Below are 16,559 nucleotides of genomic sequence, written 5' to 3'. Positions count from 1 at the left end.
CTGGAGGCGCAAGCATTGGACGTCGGTGAACGACTGCAATCGATCCGTAAGCTCAAAGGACTTTCCCAGCGTGAGCTCGCCAAACGCGCGGGTGTCACCAACAGCACCATTTCGATGATCGAGAAGAACAGCGTCAGCCCTTCGATCAGTTCGCTGAGGAAGGTCCTGGGCGGGATTCCCATGTCCATGGTCGAGTTCTTTTCCGAAGAGATTCAGCAGGAAAAACCGACTCAGATCGTTTACAAAGCCAACGAGCTGATCGATATCTCCGATGGTGCAGTGACCATGAAACTAGTGGGTCGGGCGCACCCCAGCCGGGCCATCGCATTCCTCAACGAAATCTACCCGCCAGGCGCCGACACCGGGGAGGAGATGCTCACCCATGAGGGCGAGGAAACCGGGATTTTGTTGGAAGGACGGTTGGAGCTGGTGGTCGGGCTGGAAACTTTTGTGCTCGAAGCCGGCGATAGCTACTACTTTGAAAGTACCAAGCCGCATCGCTTCCGCAATCCGTTCGACGTTCCGGCGCGACTAATCAGCGCAGCCACGCCCGCGAACTTTTAGCAAAGAGGCGTCCTGCCAGCATGGCGGAGGTGCCCGAACGGTTTTTCTACTGGGCAACAAGACCCCATCGACTCTAGGGTTGTTTCAGTGCGGCGACCTTACCGTTATACTTGCGCCCGCCTGCGAACCGTGGCCGCAGGCGTGAATAGCCACCATTGAGGGTGAACGCGTGAATCTAATTATGAAAATGCTGGCTGTACCAGCAACCGTATTGACTCTATGGGCAGTGAGCGCACAAGCGGCGACCAACGATGACATCGCTAAACGCCTCGAACCGGTCGGGCAAGTCTGTGTACAAGGTCAAGAGTGCAAGGGGATGGAAGTCGCTGCCTCGGTTGGTGGCGGTGGCGGGGCCAAAACTCCTGACGAGGTGATTGCAAAACATTGCAACGCTTGCCACGGTACGGGTCTGCTGGGCGCCCCGAAAATTGGTGACACCGCTGCCTGGAAAGACCGTGCCGATCATCAAGGTGGCCTCGACGGTATCCTCGCCAAAGCCATCACTGGCATTAACTCCATGCCGCCAAAAGGCACCTGTGCCGACTGCTCGGATGCTGAGTTGAAAGGCGCGATCGAGAAGATGTCCGGCCTGAAATAAGCCGCTATCTTCAGAAAAAAACCGCTTTCGAGCGGTTTTTTTGTACGTGCGATTTACCCGCTGCGACTGTTCATTGCAGTAAAGACCCGGCAAGCTCGGTCCAACCCCAATTACGGAACGTGCGGGAGGATCAGATGGTGCAGTTGTGCTCAATCGAACAGGCGGTCGATGACGTGTTGGCCAGGTTGCCAGCGCATATCCACATGGGCATGCCCTTGGGGTTGGGTAAACCCAATCACTTCGCCAACGCGCTGTACCGCCGTATCGCGCAGTTGCCCGAACGCCAACTGACGGTCTACACGGCCCTGAGCCTCGGCCGTCCAGCCTTGGGTGACGGTTTGCAGAAACGCTTCCTCGAACCGTTCATCGAGCGCGTTTTTGGCGACTATCCGGAGTTGGATTTTCTCGCCGATCTGCATCACGACAGCCTGCCTGCCAACATCCGCGTCCAGCAGTTCTTCATGCAGCCCGGCAGCCTGCTCAACAGTGCGCCGGCCCAGCAGGACTACGTCAGCAGCAACTACAGCCACGCCGCTCGGGACATCAATGCGGCGGGGCTGAACCTGGTGGCGCAACTGGTGGCCAGTCACGCCGAACACCCGGATCGCCTCAGCTTGAGCTGCAACCCGGACATCACCCTTGACCTGTTGCCGATGATCGCCAAACGCCGGGCCGCCGGTGAAACCATTCTGCTGCTCGGCCAAGTGCATAACGACTTGCCCTACATGCCCGGTGATGCCGAAGTGGGCATCGACACCTTCGACCTGCTGATCGATGAGAAGGACAACAGCACGCTATTTTCCACGCCGAACATGCCCGTGAGTTTGCAGGATCACTTCATCGGTTTACATGCCAGCACCTTGGTGCGCGATGGCGGCACGTTGCAGATCGGTATCGGTTCCATGGGCGATGCGTTGACCGCCGCGTTGTTGGCGCGACAGGCCGATAGCGCCGGTTACAAGGCTGTGCTGGCAGATGTGAATCTCAGCCAGTGGGCGCAATTGATTGCTCGTGAAGGTGGCGTCGAACCTTTTGCCACGGGCCTGTACGGTTGCAGCGAAATGTTCGTCAACGGTTTGCTGGTGTTGGCGGATGCCGGGATTGTGCGGCGCAAGGTCTACCCGGAAGTAGCGACCCAGGAGCAGGCTAACGCCGGGACTCTGGATGAAGCCGCACAAACCGATGGCATCTCTGTGCATGGCGGCTTTTTCCTCGGGCCACGCAGTTTTTATGAGCGCCTGCGCGACTTGCCTCAGAGCAAGCGTCGCGAATTCAACATGACCCGCATTAGCTACATCAACGAGCTGTACGGCCAGGAAACGCTCAAGCGGTTACAGCGCCTTGATGCGCGGTTCATCAACACCGCGTTCACCGTGACCCTGCTCGGCGCCGGTGTAGCGGATCAGCTAGAAGACGGCCGAGTGCTCAGCGGCGTCGGAGGGCAGTATAACTTCGTCGCTCAGGGCCATGCGTTGCAGGGCGCGCGTTCGATTTTGGTGTTGCGCAGTTGGCGGGAATCGGGGGGCGACGTCAGTTCGAATATCGTCTGGGAGTATGGCCACTGCACCATCCCACGACACCTGCGCGACATCGTGGTCACCGAATACGGCATCGCCGACTTGCGAGGCAAGACCGATTCGGCGGTGATCGAGGCGTTGCTGAACATCAGCGATTCACGCTTTCAGGCGGGGCTGATCGAGCAGGCCCAGAACGTTGGCAAATTGCCCAAGGATTTTCGCCTCGATCCGCGTTTTGCTGACAACAGTGTGCAGCGTTTGCAGGCCATCGAAGCCCGGCACCCACATCTGTTTGCGGAGTACCCGCTAGGCTGCGATTTCATCGAGGTGGAGCGCGATCTGCTGCGGGCGCTGAACTGGTTGAAGAGTAAGTTCAAGCTCACGCAGATTCTGGAATTGGGTAAGGCCGCACTGGATGCGCCCGAGCCGTCGCAGTTCCCGGAACACTTGGCGCGAATGCAGTTGACGAACCCGGACGGGCTGAAAGAGGATTTGTTTCAGCGACTGTTGCTCGCCGGCCTGAAGGCCACCGGACAATAACCGCCGCCGCCAAACCAATGTGTGAGCGGGAGTGCTCGCGATGGCAGCCTGACAGCCAACAGCGGTGTTGAATGTCAGGGACTCATCGCAGGCAAGCCCGCTCCCACAAGGGATAGGCGGTGTGGCTGTTACTCGATGAAGGTCACGACACCATCGGCCAGGGATTTGACCCGTGCCAGCGATTCAACGCGATAGCCTTGCGCGTCCAGCTCGGCACGGCCGCCCTGGAACGACTTCTCGATCACGATTCCCACGCCGGCAACGGTGGCGCCGGCCTGTTTGATGATCGAAATCAGCGCCTGGGACGCCTTACCGTTGGCCAAAAAGTCATCAATGATCAGCACGCGGTCGCTGCTGGTCAGGTGGCGGGGGGAAATCGCCACGGTGCTTTCGGTCTGCTTGGTGAACGAGTAAACGGTCGCCGACAACAGGTTTTCAGTCAGGGTCAGGGACTGATGCTTACGGGCGAAGATCACTGGCACGCCGAGGTTCAACCCGGTCATGATTGCCGGGGCAATGCCTGAGGCTTCGATGGTGACGATCTTGGTGATGCCAGAATCCTTGAACAGCATGGCGAACTCGTCGCCGATCAGCTTCATCAGGGCGGGGTCGATCTGGTGGTTCAAAAAGGCGTCGACTTTCAGGACCTGGTCGGAAAGCACGATGCCTTCGTCGCGAATTTTCTGGTGCAGTGCTTCCACGAAAGCTTCCTCTGTTGGCGCTCCGGGCGCCGAAAGTAGATTAAAAAGTGTTCGATTCTAGCGCTTTAACATCGCGCGTATATCCGCCAGTGCGGTGTTGCCGCGAACGGCTTTGACTTCAACCGGTGTGTCGTCGGTGCCTTCCCAGGCCAGGTCGTCTGGCGGCAGCTCATCAAGGAAGCGGCTGGGTGCGCAGTCGATGATTTCGCCGTACTGCTTGCGCTTGGCGGCGAAGGTGAAGGCCAGCGTCTGACGCGCACGGGTAATCCCGACGTAGGCCAGACGGCGTTCTTCTTCGATGGTGTCGGCTTCGATGCTGGAGCGGTGCGGGAGGATTTCCTCTTCCATGCCCATGATGAACACATAAGGAAACTCCAAACCTTTGGAGGCATGCAAGGTCATCATCTGCACGCCTTCGGCCCCGTCTTCCTCTTCTTGCTGGCGCTCCAGCATGTCCCGCAGAACGAGTTTGCCGATGGCGTCCTCGACGGTCATCTCGCCTTCTTCGTCTTTCTCCAGCGTGTTCTTCAGCGCTTCGATCAGGAACCAGACGTTACCCATACGGTAGTCGGCAGCTTTGTCGCTGGAGCTGTTGGTGCGCAGCCAGTTCTCGTAGTCGATGTCCATGACCATGCTGCGCAGAGCCGAGATCGGATCTTCGCCAGCGCACTGCTCGCGGACTTTGTCCATGAATCGCTTGAAGCGTGACAGGCGATCGGTGAAGCGCGTATCCAAGTGTTCGCCGAGACCGATTTCGTCGGTGGCGGCGTACATCGAGATTTTGCGCTCGGTGGCGTAGTTACCTAGTTTTTCCAGCGTGGTCGAACCGATCTCTCGACGTGGGACGTTGATCACCCGCAGGAAGGCGTTGTCGTCGTCCGGGTTCACGATCAAGCGGAAGTAGGCCATCAGGTCTTTCACTTCCTGGCGTCCGAAAAAGCTGTTGCCACCGGACAGTCGATACGGAATCTGGTGGTGTTGCAGCTTCAGTTCGATCAGCTTGGCCTGGTAGTTCCCACGGTACAAAATCGCGAAATCGCTGTAGGGCCGGTCGGTGCGCAAGTGCAGGGTCAGCAGCTCAACGGCCACGCGCTCGGCTTCAGCGTCTTCATTGCGGCAGCGGATCACGCGGATTTCGTCGCCGTGGCCCATTTCGCTCCACAGTTGTTTTTCAAACTCATGGGGGTTGTTGGCGATCAGCACGTTGGCGCAACGCAGGATGCGGCTGGTGGAGCGGTAGTTTTGCTCCAGCATGACCACTTTCAGGGACGGATAATCGTCCTTGAGCAGCATCAGGTTTTCCGGGCGGGCGCCGCGCCAAGCGTAGATCGACTGGTCATCGTCGCCCACCACAGTGAATTGATTGCGCGTGCCTATCAGCAATTTCACCAGCAAATACTGGCTGGCGTTAGTGTCCTGGTATTCGTCCACCAGCAGGTAACGGACTTTGTTCTGCCATTTTTCGAGGATGTCGGCGTGTTCCTGGAACAGCTTGACCGGCAGCAGGATCAAGTCATCGAAGTCCACCGCGTTAAACGCCTTGAGCGTGCGCTGATAGTGGGTGTAGACGATGGCAGCGGTCTGTTCCTTGGGGTTGCGCGCTTTTTCCAGGGCTTCGGGCGGGAGGATAAGGTCGTTTTTCCAGGAGCCGATCATGTTCTTGATCTCGTCGACGCCGTCGTCGCCCGAGTATTCCTTTTGCATGATGTCGGTCATCAGGGCTTTTACGTCGGCTTCATCGAAGATCGAGAAGCCCGGTTTGTAGCCCAGTCGCGTGTGCTCCTTGCGGATGATGTTCAAGCCAAGGTTGTGGAAGGTGCAGACTGTCAGACCGCGGCCTTCACCGCCCTTGAGCAGGGTGCCGACTCGCTCCTTCATCTCCCGCGCGGCCTTGTTGGTAAAGGTCATTGCGACGATGTACTGGGCGCGGATGCCGCAGTTCTGGATCAGGTGCGCGATCTTGCGGGTGATCACGCTGGTCTTGCCGGAGCCTGCGCCGGCGAGCACCAAAAGAGGGCCGCCGACGTAGCTCACGGCTTCTTGCTGCCGGGGATTGAGTCGGGACATAAGGTATCAAGGAGTCGTTTAAGAAATGGGTCGGCATTTTAACAGGCTCAGCGATTTGTGCTGCTCTCTCCGACTTGTGACGTAGCACGCGATCTCTATTTGCCGGTTTTGATACTTTCACGCAGGATGCGCGCTGGATTTACGTCTAATGTTCGTATTCTGGATACAAAGCCGAATTTGATAACCGAGGTCAGTTGGTCATTGGTTATCGGCGCGGCATAATGCCCGCCGCCTACATCATTGCAGAGTCTAGGGAGCTAGCTTGTCTACGCCTGTCCAACCCTTGCGTTTGCTGTTACTGGCTGAAGAGCCAGCGTGGGCAGCGTTGTTACGCGAGTGCCTGGCTCCGATGGGGAATTCGGCAGTGCTTGTCTGCGCGCCAAATTGGGAGTCGGTCAGCAGTCTGTTCGATGACAACCGCAGCGCGGTGTTGCTAACGATTGCTGCACTTCAGCCAGCACCGGGTCGGTGTAATCTGCCGACCGTGTTGCTGCTTGAACACGAACCGCTGGTGCCGCCTGATGGAGTGAGCGACTGGCTGGTACGGGGCCTGCTCGATGCCGGCATGCTGCGCCGTTGCCTGCGCCATGTGCGGGAGCGCGGTTTGCTGGAAAACACCCTGCATAGCCTCGCCGAGCAAGATCCGCTGACCGGCATCGCCAATCGCCAGGGGTTTCATACCCTGCTGGCGGCACGTTTGGCTGAAAACGAAGGCCGTGGCCTGGCGCTCGGTCACCTCGACCTCGACAACTTTCGCCACGCCAACGACGCCCTTGGTCATCAGGCCGGCGACCGGTTGATCCTGCAAGTGGTCGCACGGCTCAAAAGCCAGCTCGAAGCCGGCGATCAACTGGCGCGACTGGGCAGTGATGAATTCGCCTTGCTGATTGACACCCGTCGAGCGCCTCAGCGCGCGGAATGGATGGCTGAACGCATTACCGAAGCACTGTCGGAGCCGTACTGGGTCGATGGCGAAAGCTTGTTGATAGGCTCCAGCCTAGGCGTTGCCCACGCAAGGGCGCAGGCCGGTGCCGACCCTCTGATGTGGCACGCACACATCGCCATGCAGCAGGCCAAGAGCACTCAGGGTTGTACCTTCCATATCTTCAACGAACGCATCAATCGTAACGCTCGCAGCATGGCCGACCTGGAAAGTGAACTGCGTCGGGCGTTGCGTCGTGATGAGCTGGAACTTCACTATCAGCCACGATTGAACCTTGAGGACGGGCAGATCGTCGGCCTCGAAGCTTTGGTGCGCTGGCGTCATGCCGAGCGTGGCTTGTTGCCGCCGAGCGAATTCGTGCCTCTCGCCGAGCAAAGTGGGCTGATCGTGCCGCTCGGCTACTGGGTGATTTCCCGGGCCCTGCGCGACATGCAGGCCTTGCGTGAGCGGGGTGTGCCGGCGTTGCACATGGCGATCAACCTGTCGTTCCGGCAGTTTCAGGACAGTCAATTGCTCTCGACGCTCAGTCGTTTGATTACCGAACGTGGTGTCGAGGCGCAATGGCTGGAGTTCGAGCTGACCGAAACCGCGGTGATGCGTCGCAGTGATCTGGTTAAGCAGACGATGGATGCGCTTGGCCGACTCGGCGTGCGTTTTTCCCTCGACGATTTCGGCACCGGGTTTTCATCGTTCGTTCACCTCAACAGCTTGCCGATCACCTTACTGAAAATCGACAAGAGCTTCGTCGGCGGCATGGAGCAGCGGGAAGAGAACCGTAAATTGGTTCACGCGATGATCAACCTGGCCCACAACCTCAACCTTGAAGTGGTGGCCGAAGGCGTGGAAACGTCTGAGCAGCTCGACCTGTTGCGTGGGTTTGGTTGCGATCAGGTGCAGGGTTACTTGATCAGCAAGCCCTTGCCGTTGGCGGAGTTGGTTGAGTATTTGACCTTTGGCAGCACCCAGCAGCCCGCACTGGAGTTCGTCAGCTAACCACAACAACTGTGAGAGGGCGCGAGCGCGCTCCCTCCCACAGGGCGAACTCAGTCTGGCTGAGGGATCTCGAAACGTTGTTGTGATGAAGGCTCCCGTCGAATCATGCGCTTCATTTTCCATTCAAACGCCAGCGTCAGGCTCACGGCTGCGCAAGCCAGCCCCAGCGCCAGGCCCCACCAGACGCCCGTCGGCCCCCAGTTCAAGTTGAAGGCCATGACCCAGGCGGCCGGCGCACCGATCAGCCAGTAACACGCCAGGCCGACCAGGAACGTGGTCTTGGCATCCTTGAGCCCGCGAATGCAGCCCATGGCGATAGTTTGCGTGCCATCGAACAGCTCGAACCACGCCGCCACTGCCAGCAGGCTCACAGCGAGTTCGATGACGGGGCGGAAGGCCGGGTCGTTATGATCCAGGAATAACCCGATCAACTGATTGGGCAGTAGCCAGAACACCATGGCGAAGGCGAGCATCGAGGCACCGCCGAACGCGATCCCGACCCGTCCCGCCAGCCGTGCATCCAGCAACTGTCCGGCGCCATAGTGCTGGCCGATACGCATGGTGATCGCATAGGAAAGCCCCGCCGGAACCATGAAGGCCACCGAAACGATTTGCAGAGCGATCTGGTGCGCCGCCAGTTGGGTGCTGCCCATGGTGCCCATGCACAGTGCTGCGAAGGCAAAGAGCCCGACTTCTACCGCGTAGGTGCCGCCAATGGGCAAGCCCAGACGCCACAGTTCCTTCAGGTACTGCCGATTTGGGCGTGACAGGCCCTGGCGCAGTGGATAAGCGTCGTAGGCCGGGTGCCGCCGGATGTGCAGCGCCAGCGCCACGGCCATCAAATTGGCGACAATTGCGGTGACCAGGCCGATCCCCACCAAGCCCATTTTCGGCAAGCCAAACATCCCGGTAATGAAGGCGTAGTTGAGGACGAAGTTGGCGACCGTGCCGCACAGACTGATCACCATCACGGGCGTCGCCCGACCGATGGCGCTGGTGAAACCGCGCAGGGCCATGAAGCTCAGATAACCGGGCAGGGCGAAGGGCAGGATCAGTAAAAACTGCCCTGCAGCGTGAACGTTGGCGTCGGTCTGACCGAACAGCAGCAGGACCGGCTTGAGGTTCCACAGCAGCAGACCCGCCACCAGCGCCATCAACCACGCCAGCCACAGGCCTGCCTGGGTTAGTCGTGCGGCTCCGACGATGTCCCCGGCACCCTGACGGATTGCCACCAGCGTGCCGACGGCCGCGATTACGCCAATACAGAAAATCGATACGAAGGAGTAAGTCGCCGCGCCCAAGCCGCCACCGGCCAGTGCCTCGGGGCTCAGGCGCGCCATCATCAACGTATCAGTGAGGACCATCAGCATGTGCGCCAACTGCGAGGCAATCAACGGCCCCGCCAGCCGCAGGATGGCCCAGAGTTCAGTACGTGCTGGATGCTGCATGATCATCACGCTCGATTATTGAAAAGTGCTGGAGAGTGACGATTCTCGGCGCTCTGCGGGCTTTGCACAAAGGGATAAATAGGATGGATCGCATGATTAAAACTCATGCAAAAGAGTTTCTGCTAAGTTGGCCCGATCTTGCTGTAGGAGCGTTCCTGATGTCTCGTCGTCTTCCTCCCTTATATGCGTTGCGCGCATTCGAAGCGGCCGCGCGGCATCGCTCATTTACTCGTGCCGCCGAAGAACTGTCGATTACCCAAAGTGCGGTCAGCCGGCATATCCGCACGCTCGAAGAGCACTTTGCCTGTCGGTTGTTTCATCGCAGTGGACGCAACCTGCAATTGACCGAGTCGGCGCGACTGATCCTCCCCGGCATTCGCGAGGGCTTCACCGCGCTCGAACGCGCGTGTAATACCTTGCGCGCCGAGGACGATATTCTGCGTATGAAAGCGCCATCTACTCTGACCATGCGCTGGCTGCTGGCGCGACTCAGTCGCTTCCGGCATATGCAGCCGGGGAATGAAGTGCAATTGACCAGTGCCTGGATGGACATCGACACGGTGGACTTCAACCACGAGCCGTTCGACTGTGCGGTGATCCTCAGCAACGGGAATTTTCCACCGGACTGGGAGGCGACTTTCCTGTTCTGCGAAGAGCTGATTCCTGTCGGTGCGCCGAATCTGCTGAAGGACCCGCCGTGGGATGTTGCGCGCTTGACCAGCACCGAGCTGCTGCACCCGACGCCGGATCGTCGCGATTGGCGTAACTGGCTGGAGCGTATGGGCCTGGCCGATCAGGTCTCGCTCAAGGGTGGACAGGTATTCGATACTCTGGAACTGGGCATGATCGCGGCGGCTCGCGGTTACGGCGTGTCGATGGGCGACCTGCTGATGGTCGCGGAAGATGTGGCTCAGGGACGTCTGAGTTTGCCGTGGCCGACGGCCGTTGCCAGCGGTGAGCATTATTACCTGGTCTGGCCGAAAACCCGTCCGGGGGGTGAACGCCTGCGTCGTCTCAGCGATTTCCTGCAAGGCGAGGTCCGCACCATGGAGCTGCCGGTTGTCGAGCACCTGAACTGAATCGAAGAGGGCGCTACACTAGCGGCTTTGAGCCATATCCCTATTCATTACTCAAGTATTCAGCTTTGCCGCCGAAAGTCTGCAGGTGGAACCTTCGTGCAGGCTCTGCGTTATTCCCCTTATTAGAAATTTTGCTGAACGCAGCGTGTGATCACGGAGGATCTGCTCGTTCAGCCAGGAGCTGTCATGTCTCAACCCCGTGCCCGGATCGCCTCACAGCTTGGTCTTGCGCTTGCCGTGATACTGGCGACTGTTATCAGCGGCAGTACCGTGTTCGCCCTGCGTTCGCTGGACACCGCCAACCTCGCCACCCGCGAAGAGCACCTCGCCAGTGAGGCGCGGTTGCTGGCCGATCAACTGAGCACGTTCCACGGCAGCCTGCGGGAAAGTACCCAGCGCCTGAGTGGTCTTTTCGAGAAGCGCTTCACCGCCGGTTTAAGTGTGCATCCGGACGAACCAGTGACCATGGCGGGCTTGCAGACCCCAGGTCTGCACCTGGGCAGCGACGTGCTGAACAACAACTTCAAGGAAGTGGATGAATTCAAAGCGATGACCGCCGGTGTGGCGACATTGTTTGTCCGCAGTGGTGAGGATTTTATCCGCGTCAGCACCTCCCTGAGCAAACAGGACGGTACTCGTGCCATCGGCACGCTCCTCGATCACGCCCACCCGGCCTATGCGCGCCTGATCGCCGGGCAGGGTTACGTCGGCCGAGCGCTACTGTTTGATCGTTTCTACATGACGCAATACACCCCCGTGCGAGATGCCGGCGGTAAGGTGATCGCCGTGTTGTTTGTAGGATTCGATTACACCGACGCGCAGAACGCTCAGTTCGAAAACCTCAAACGCTTCCGTATCGGTAAGACCGGCTCACTGGCGCTGATGGACGAACAGAAAAAATGGCTGGTGCCAATTGCCGGTGTGCAGGCGTTGGATCAAGCGGTTCCGGCCATCGTTGCGCTGGCAAAAACGCCGGGTAAGGGTGATTTTTGGAGCGACAAGTCCGAAGGCTTCTACAGCGTAGCCGTGCCGTTTGACGGTGGGCCGTGGTCGGTTGTCGCGAGCATGCCGCAATCGGAAATCAACGCCTTGACCTGGAGCGTTGGTATTCAATTGGCGATTGGCAGTCTGCTGGCGATGTTGATCGCCGTTGGTTCGGCAGTCTGGTTGCTGCGCAGCAAACTCGCGCCGCTGGGCGACCTGGTGCGTCAGGCGGAAGCCTTGGGCGCCGGTGATTTGAGCGTGCGCCTGAACGTGTCGAGCAACGACGAAATTGGTCAGTTGGCCCGCGCCTTCAACCAGATGAGCCAAGCCCTGTCGACCATGGTCGAGCACATCCGCAAAGCCTCGCAAGAGGTCAACAGTCGTGCCCAGGCGTTGTCCGGTCTGTCCGGCGGGGCATATGAAGGGATGGAGCAGCAGTCCGGCGAAATTACCAGCATGGCGGGTGCCGTGGAAGAATTCAGTGCCACGTCTCTGGACATTGCCGACAACATGGGCAGCACCCAGCGACTGGCTCAGGAAAACGCACAGCAAACTCAGATTGGTCGCACGTCCATGGACGAAGCGTCTTCCTCTCTGGAGCAAATCGCCAGTGCGTTGAATAGCACTGCAACGGTGATCAATACCTTGGGTCAGCGTTCTCAGGAAATCGGCGGCATCGTCGGGGTGATTAAGTCGATTGCCGATCAGACCAACCTGTTGGCGTTAAACGCTGCCATCGAAGCGGCCCGTGCCGGTGAGCAGGGCCGTGGTTTTGCGGTGGTGGCCGATGAGGTGCGTAACCTGGCCTCACGCACGCGTCAGGCGACGGACGAAATTTCTAGCATGATCCAGAGCATCCAGCAGGAAACCGGCCACGCCATCAGCACCATGGAGCAGGGCAATGTCCTGATGCAAGAAGGCTTGTCGCGTAATGCCAATGTGGCTTCGGCCTTGGCGCGGATCGATGAGCAAAGCCGCTCGGCCGGTCAGCAGTTTGCAGCGATCACCACTGCGACGCAGGAACAAAGCAGCACCGCGACGTTGCTCAGCAGTAATTTGCAAAGCATTGCATTGGCCAACAGTGAGCAGCGGGAAGTGGTGTCGAACCTGGCGATTACCGCCAAGGAACTTGAGTCACTGGCGGCGGAATTACGCCAAGAGGTTGACCGGTTTCGTTGAAGTGCCTTTGAAATAGCTTTCGCGAGCTGACTCCCCCCAGGGGTTGTTTGGTGTTCACACTCAACGTGTGATCACCGCCAATCCAATGTAGGAGCGAGCCTGTTCGCGATGGAATCGCCTCATTTTTCAGACTTATCCCCACGTCTCGGATCAACCCGCTTGCCGATATCGCGCAGGTGCGCCCACTGATTCACCATCGATGGTGCCCTGAGCGTCCTCGCGCAGTGGCCGGTGATGCTGGCCGAGCCCATTGAACAAGGCGTGGCGATTGAGCGTGCGGCGTGAGTTTTCCGGTTGTTGTCGAGCTTTTGAGCTTGCTGAAACGTTTCTTCAAGTCTATAAAAACGGCACAACTCCAAGAAAGGCTCCTCTCATGATCCCGCTCAAACTCATCGTTGCTCTTGGCGCGCTGTCCGCTGCCTCCCATGCCATGGCCTGGGATTACGTCCTGCTCGATACCGACAAAGCAGCCCAGAACTGGCAAATCACCAGTCAGCAACTGGGCGTAAAAACCGACAAACCCTTTTCTGTGACCCTGCGCACGCTGCACGGTGGTCGCCAGGAGGGTGTCAGCATCGTTGATATCGATAACGGCACCCTGAAACTCTCGGTGGTGCCGACACGAGGGATGAACGTCCTGCACGCCTCGGTAGGCAACGTGCGTATGGGATGGGATTCGCCAGTCAAGGACGTAGTCAACCCGTCGTTTATCGAACTCAACGGTCGCGGCGGCCTGGGCTGGCTCGAAGGCTTCAACGAGCTCGTCGCCCGCTGTGGCTACGAATGGGTTGGGCACCCTGGGATGGACAACGGCGAACTGCTGACGCTGCATGGGCGTGCGGCTAACATCCCGGCCAGTAAAGTGACCCTGCACATCGACGAGAAAGCGCCTTACGCCATCAGTCTGCGCGGTGAGTTGAAGGAGCAGGCGTTCAAAAAAGTCGACTTCTCCGTACAGACCGAACTGGTCACCGAACCCGGCAGCGTGGCGTTCTCCCTCAACGACACCCTGACCAACAACGGCGACTACCCGAAGGAATACCAAGCGTTGTATCACAGCAACTTCAGCACTCCGTTCCTGGAACAGGGGGCCCGCTTCGCCGCGCCGGTGAAGCAGGTGTCGCCGTTTAACGATAAGGCCAAGGGCGACTTGCCGGACTGGCAAACCTATCGCGCTCCGACCAAGGATTACGATGAAACGGTTTACAACGTGGTCCCTTACGGCGATGCGAAGGGCGATACGTTGACCGTATTGCACAACAAGGCAGGCAGTCTTGGGGTTTCGGTGGGTTTCAATACCCAACAGTTACCGGTGTTTTCCCTGTGGAAAAACACCGATACCCAAGGGCAGGGTTATGTCACCGGGTTGGAACCAGGAACGAGTTTTTCCTACAATCGCCGTTATCAACGGCCACTGAACCTGGTGCCGTCCATTGCGGCGAAACAGCAGAAGCAGTTTCAGATTCGCTATAGCTTGTTAGCCGATAAAAGCGCTGTGGATAACGCGTTGAAACGGGTGAGCGAGATTCAGGCTGGACGTGAGACTGAGGTGCGCCAGACGCCGTTGGTGGACTTGACCAAGGAGTAATCCTGGTCAGTTGGCGGTGGGTCGATATTGCAACGCTTCGGCCAGATGTTTACGGGTTATCCCATCGACTTGCTCAAGGTCAGCCAGGGTACGTGCCACCTTGAGCAGTCGATGGGCGGCGCGTAATGACAGTGTCAGTCGCTCGCAAGCGGATTCCAGCCAGCGCTCATCGACTGTGGATAACGTGCAGTGGCGACGCAGGCCGGGAAGGTCAAGAAACGCATTGGCGCAACCCTGGCGTTGGTGTTGCCGCTCTCGGGCGTTGGCGACCAGTAGCGAGGCGGTGGCAGTGTCGTCGCCGGGCTTGGATGTCGGATTTAATGCCGTTGCCTCGCGGGCAACGGTCAAGTGCAAATCTATTCGATCGAGCAGGGGCCCTGACAGTTTGTTGCGGTAACGCTGGACCATGTCCGACGAACAACTGCAGCGGCCACTCGGCTCACCAAGATATCCACAGGGGCATGGGTTCATTGCAGCCACCAACTGGAAGCGTGCCGGGAATTTTACGCGGTCCCTGGCTCTGGCTATCACGATGTGGCCAGACTCCAAAGGCTCTCTTAAAACCTCCAGAACTTTACGATCAAACTCGGGGAGTTCGTCCAGGAACAGGACGCCATGATGGGCCAGGGTAATTTCGCCGGGTTGCGGTTTTGAGCCGCCGCCCACCAGTGCCGGGCCAGAGGCAGAATGGTGTGGGTGCCGAAACGGTCGCTGCGGCCAATGGCTCAGAGGCACACAACTGGCGACCGATTGAATCGCCGCAACTTCCAGTGCTTCATTCTCGGCCAACGGCGGCAATAGCCCCGGTAAACGACTGGCCAGCAGGGTTTTACCCGTCCCCGGCGGCCCGCTGAACAGCAAGTTATGCGCCCCGGCTGCTGCGATCAACAAGGCCCGTTTTGCCGCAGGTTGGCCCTGCACTTCGCTTAGGTCGGGATAAGGTTTGCTGGCGTAGAGCAAGCCGTTGGACACATAGGGTTCGACGGGCGTATGGCCGTTGAAGTGTGCGACCGCCTCCAGCAAGTGATCCACTGCGATCACCTTCAGCCCCGACGCCAGGCACGCTTCTTCGGCATTGGCGCGTGGCACCATCAATGAGCGCCCGGCCTCGCGCGCGGCCAGCGCGGCCGGCAATACCCCTCGGACTGCCCGCACTGCGCCTGAGAGCGCCAACTCTCCCAAACACTCCACATCGTCCAGGGTCAATGTCGGCACCTGCACACTGGCCGACAAAATCCCCAGGGCAATCGCCAGATCAAACCGCCCACCATCCTTGGGCAAGTCCGCCGGGGCGAGATTCAACGTGATGCGCCGCGCCGGAAATTGCAGACCAGAATTGATGATTGCGCTGCGTACCCGGTCCTTGCTTTCCTTCACGGCTGCTTCAGGCAAGCCGACCATCGTCAGTGACGGCAGCCCGTTCGCCAGATGGACTTCTACGGTAACGGCGGGCGCATCCACGCCAATCTGTGCGCGACTATGGACAATGGCGAGAGACATGGTCGTTCCTTGAGCTGACGTGAACCGCTTCCTGCGGTTTTTTTGAAGGGTAGTCGAGCAGCAATGATGCGTTCGAGTAGAGGTTTACAAGACGTATCTACGATGGGGGCGACGCGCAGGATGAAGACTTGGCCTGCCCCTCACATTAATCGTAGGGGCCCGAATGAGCAGTCGTGGCCCAGACCGCACGCCTGAATAACGTCCCGCAGGGGCGGTTTACTCGGATGCAGCCGATGGGCTCAGCCTGGTTTCAAGCTCAGCTACCTTCGCCTCAAGACTCTCCAATCGTGCCCGAGTGCGTGCGAGCACAACCATTTGGCTATCGAACTCTTCCCTGCTCACCAGATCCAGCTTGCTGAAGCCGCTTTGCAGCAGGGCTTTGAACTGACTTTCGATTTCGCTTTTCGGCAGCGGGGTTTCGCCGCTGAAGAGGCGGGAGGCGGTGCCGCTCAGGGCGTCGAGGAAGTCTTTGGGCGCGAGCATGGGAAAAGTCCTGGAAACAATGGCGCGCAGTGTATCACGCAGTGTCTATAGTCAATCCCGCAGGCAGCGATGCACGCTTTTCGCGCAGAGGGACGGACGGTAATGCACTGTTGTTGTGCGCAAAGGGCCCCCGAAGTGTGAGAAGTGGCCTGCGCTAGCGATCAAAGGACTGAAATCACTGGTTTTTGGCGAGATGGCAAGCTTTCTGCTTAGTCGCTAGTGACCCATGCACTGATGCAGTCGCTGTGACGAATGCAGTGCGCCATACGGAACGAGGAAGTTTCGCACGGAGGTTAGCTGGCGTCGGACGGGCAGGTAGGGCCGACGATGCGTTACAAAGCCAGGCACTGCGCTTAGACTTGAGTCGGGTTTGTT

At 58.9% G+C, this 16,559-nt stretch carries 13 protein-coding genes; 7 read left to right on the top strand and 6 right to left on the bottom strand.

Annotated features, from left to right (window positions below):
* Nucleotides 1-15: 15 nt before the first annotated feature.
* The 3 genes from RHM68_RS24865 to RHM68_RS24855 all read left to right on the top strand — a co-directional run bounded on the left by RHM68_RS24865 (nt 16) and on the right by RHM68_RS24855 (nt 3,219).
* Nucleotides 16-564 (top strand): cupin domain-containing protein, encoded by a 549-nt coding sequence (locus RHM68_RS24865; protein WP_322219629.1) that lies wholly within the window; start codon nt 16-18, stop codon nt 562-564.
* 181 nt (nt 565-745) lie between these two features.
* The gene (locus RHM68_RS24860; RefSeq protein ID WP_322223940.1) at nt 746-1,162 is read left to right on the top strand and encodes a c-type cytochrome; all 417 of its coding nucleotides are present in this window, start codon (nt 746-748) and stop codon (nt 1,160-1,162) included.
* 134 nt (nt 1,163-1,296) lie between these two features.
* Nucleotides 1,297-3,219, top strand: coding sequence for an acetyl-CoA hydrolase/transferase C-terminal domain-containing protein (locus RHM68_RS24855; RefSeq protein WP_322219628.1), 1,923 nt, complete (start codon nt 1,297-1,299; stop codon nt 3,217-3,219).
* Between the two features lie 128 nt (nt 3,220-3,347).
* On the opposite strand, the gene RHM68_RS24850 is transcribed toward RHM68_RS24855, so the two are convergent.
* Both RHM68_RS24850 and rep read right to left on the bottom strand, forming a co-directional pair.
* Nucleotides 3,348-3,920, bottom strand: a complete 573-nt coding sequence (locus RHM68_RS24850; protein WP_322219627.1) for a xanthine phosphoribosyltransferase — start codon at nt 3,918-3,920, stop codon at nt 3,348-3,350.
* A 57-nt stretch (nt 3,921-3,977) separates the two neighbouring features.
* The gene (gene rep, locus RHM68_RS24845; protein WP_322219626.1) at nt 3,978-5,987 is read right to left on the bottom strand and encodes a DNA helicase Rep; all 2,010 of its coding nucleotides are present in this window, start codon (nt 5,985-5,987) and stop codon (nt 3,978-3,980) included.
* 262 nt (nt 5,988-6,249) lie between these two features.
* Between rep and RHM68_RS24840 the strand changes: the two genes are divergently transcribed.
* Nucleotides 6,250-7,923, top strand: a complete 1,674-nt coding sequence (locus tag RHM68_RS24840; protein ID WP_322219625.1) for a bifunctional diguanylate cyclase/phosphodiesterase — start codon at nt 6,250-6,252, stop codon at nt 7,921-7,923.
* A gap of 50 nt (nt 7,924-7,973) precedes the next feature.
* Here the strand turns inward: RHM68_RS24840 and RHM68_RS24835 are convergent, their stop codons facing one another.
* Nucleotides 7,974-9,371, bottom strand: a complete 1,398-nt coding sequence (locus RHM68_RS24835; RefSeq protein ID WP_322219624.1) for a NorM family multidrug efflux MATE transporter — start codon at nt 9,369-9,371, stop codon at nt 7,974-7,976.
* 158 nt (nt 9,372-9,529) lie between these two features.
* On the opposite strand from RHM68_RS24835, the gene RHM68_RS24830 reads away from it, so the two are divergent.
* Both RHM68_RS24830 and RHM68_RS24825 read left to right on the top strand, forming a co-directional pair.
* Nucleotides 9,530-10,450: a LysR substrate-binding domain-containing protein gene (locus RHM68_RS24830; protein ID WP_322219623.1), complete on the top strand. Its 921-nt coding sequence runs from the start codon at nt 9,530-9,532 to the stop codon at nt 10,448-10,450.
* 186 nt (nt 10,451-10,636) lie between these two features.
* Nucleotides 10,637-12,613 carry a methyl-accepting chemotaxis protein gene (locus tag RHM68_RS24825; RefSeq protein ID WP_322219622.1) on the top strand — a complete coding sequence of 659 codons (1,977 nt, stop codon included), beginning with the start codon at nt 10,637-10,639 and terminating at the stop codon, nt 12,611-12,613.
* A gap of 119 nt (nt 12,614-12,732) precedes the next feature.
* On the opposite strand, the gene RHM68_RS24820 is transcribed toward RHM68_RS24825, so the two are convergent.
* Nucleotides 12,733-12,972, bottom strand: a complete 240-nt coding sequence (locus RHM68_RS24820) for a hypothetical protein (RefSeq protein WP_322219621.1) — start codon at nt 12,970-12,972, stop codon at nt 12,733-12,735.
* Nucleotides 12,973-12,986: 14 nt separating this feature from the next.
* Here RHM68_RS24820 and RHM68_RS24815 point away from each other — a divergent pair, with 14 nt between their 5' ends.
* Entirely contained in the window at nt 12,987-14,201 is a 1,215-nt protein-coding gene (locus tag RHM68_RS24815) for an aldose 1-epimerase family protein (RefSeq protein ID WP_322219620.1), read from the top strand.
* A 6-nt stretch (nt 14,202-14,207) separates the two neighbouring features.
* Here the strand turns inward: RHM68_RS24815 and RHM68_RS24810 are convergent, their stop codons facing one another.
* Together RHM68_RS24810 and RHM68_RS24805 are read right to left on the bottom strand one after the other, a co-directional pair.
* Complete coding sequence (locus RHM68_RS24810; protein ID WP_322219619.1) at nt 14,208-15,701, bottom strand: YifB family Mg chelatase-like AAA ATPase; 1,494 nt, start codon at nt 15,699-15,701, stop codon at nt 14,208-14,210.
* A gap of 216 nt (nt 15,702-15,917) precedes the next feature.
* The gene (locus RHM68_RS24805; protein WP_322219618.1) at nt 15,918-16,184 is read right to left on the bottom strand and encodes an accessory factor UbiK family protein; all 267 of its coding nucleotides are present in this window, start codon (nt 16,182-16,184) and stop codon (nt 15,918-15,920) included.
* Nucleotides 16,185-16,559 lie beyond the last annotated feature (375 nt).

The sequence above is a fragment of the Pseudomonas sp. DC1.2 genome (assembly GCF_034351645.1).
GTDB lineage: Bacteria > Pseudomonadota > Gammaproteobacteria > Pseudomonadales > Pseudomonadaceae > Aquipseudomonas.
The sequence above is the reverse complement of the archived record's forward strand: the minus strand, read 5'-3'. Positions and strand labels throughout refer to the sequence as shown.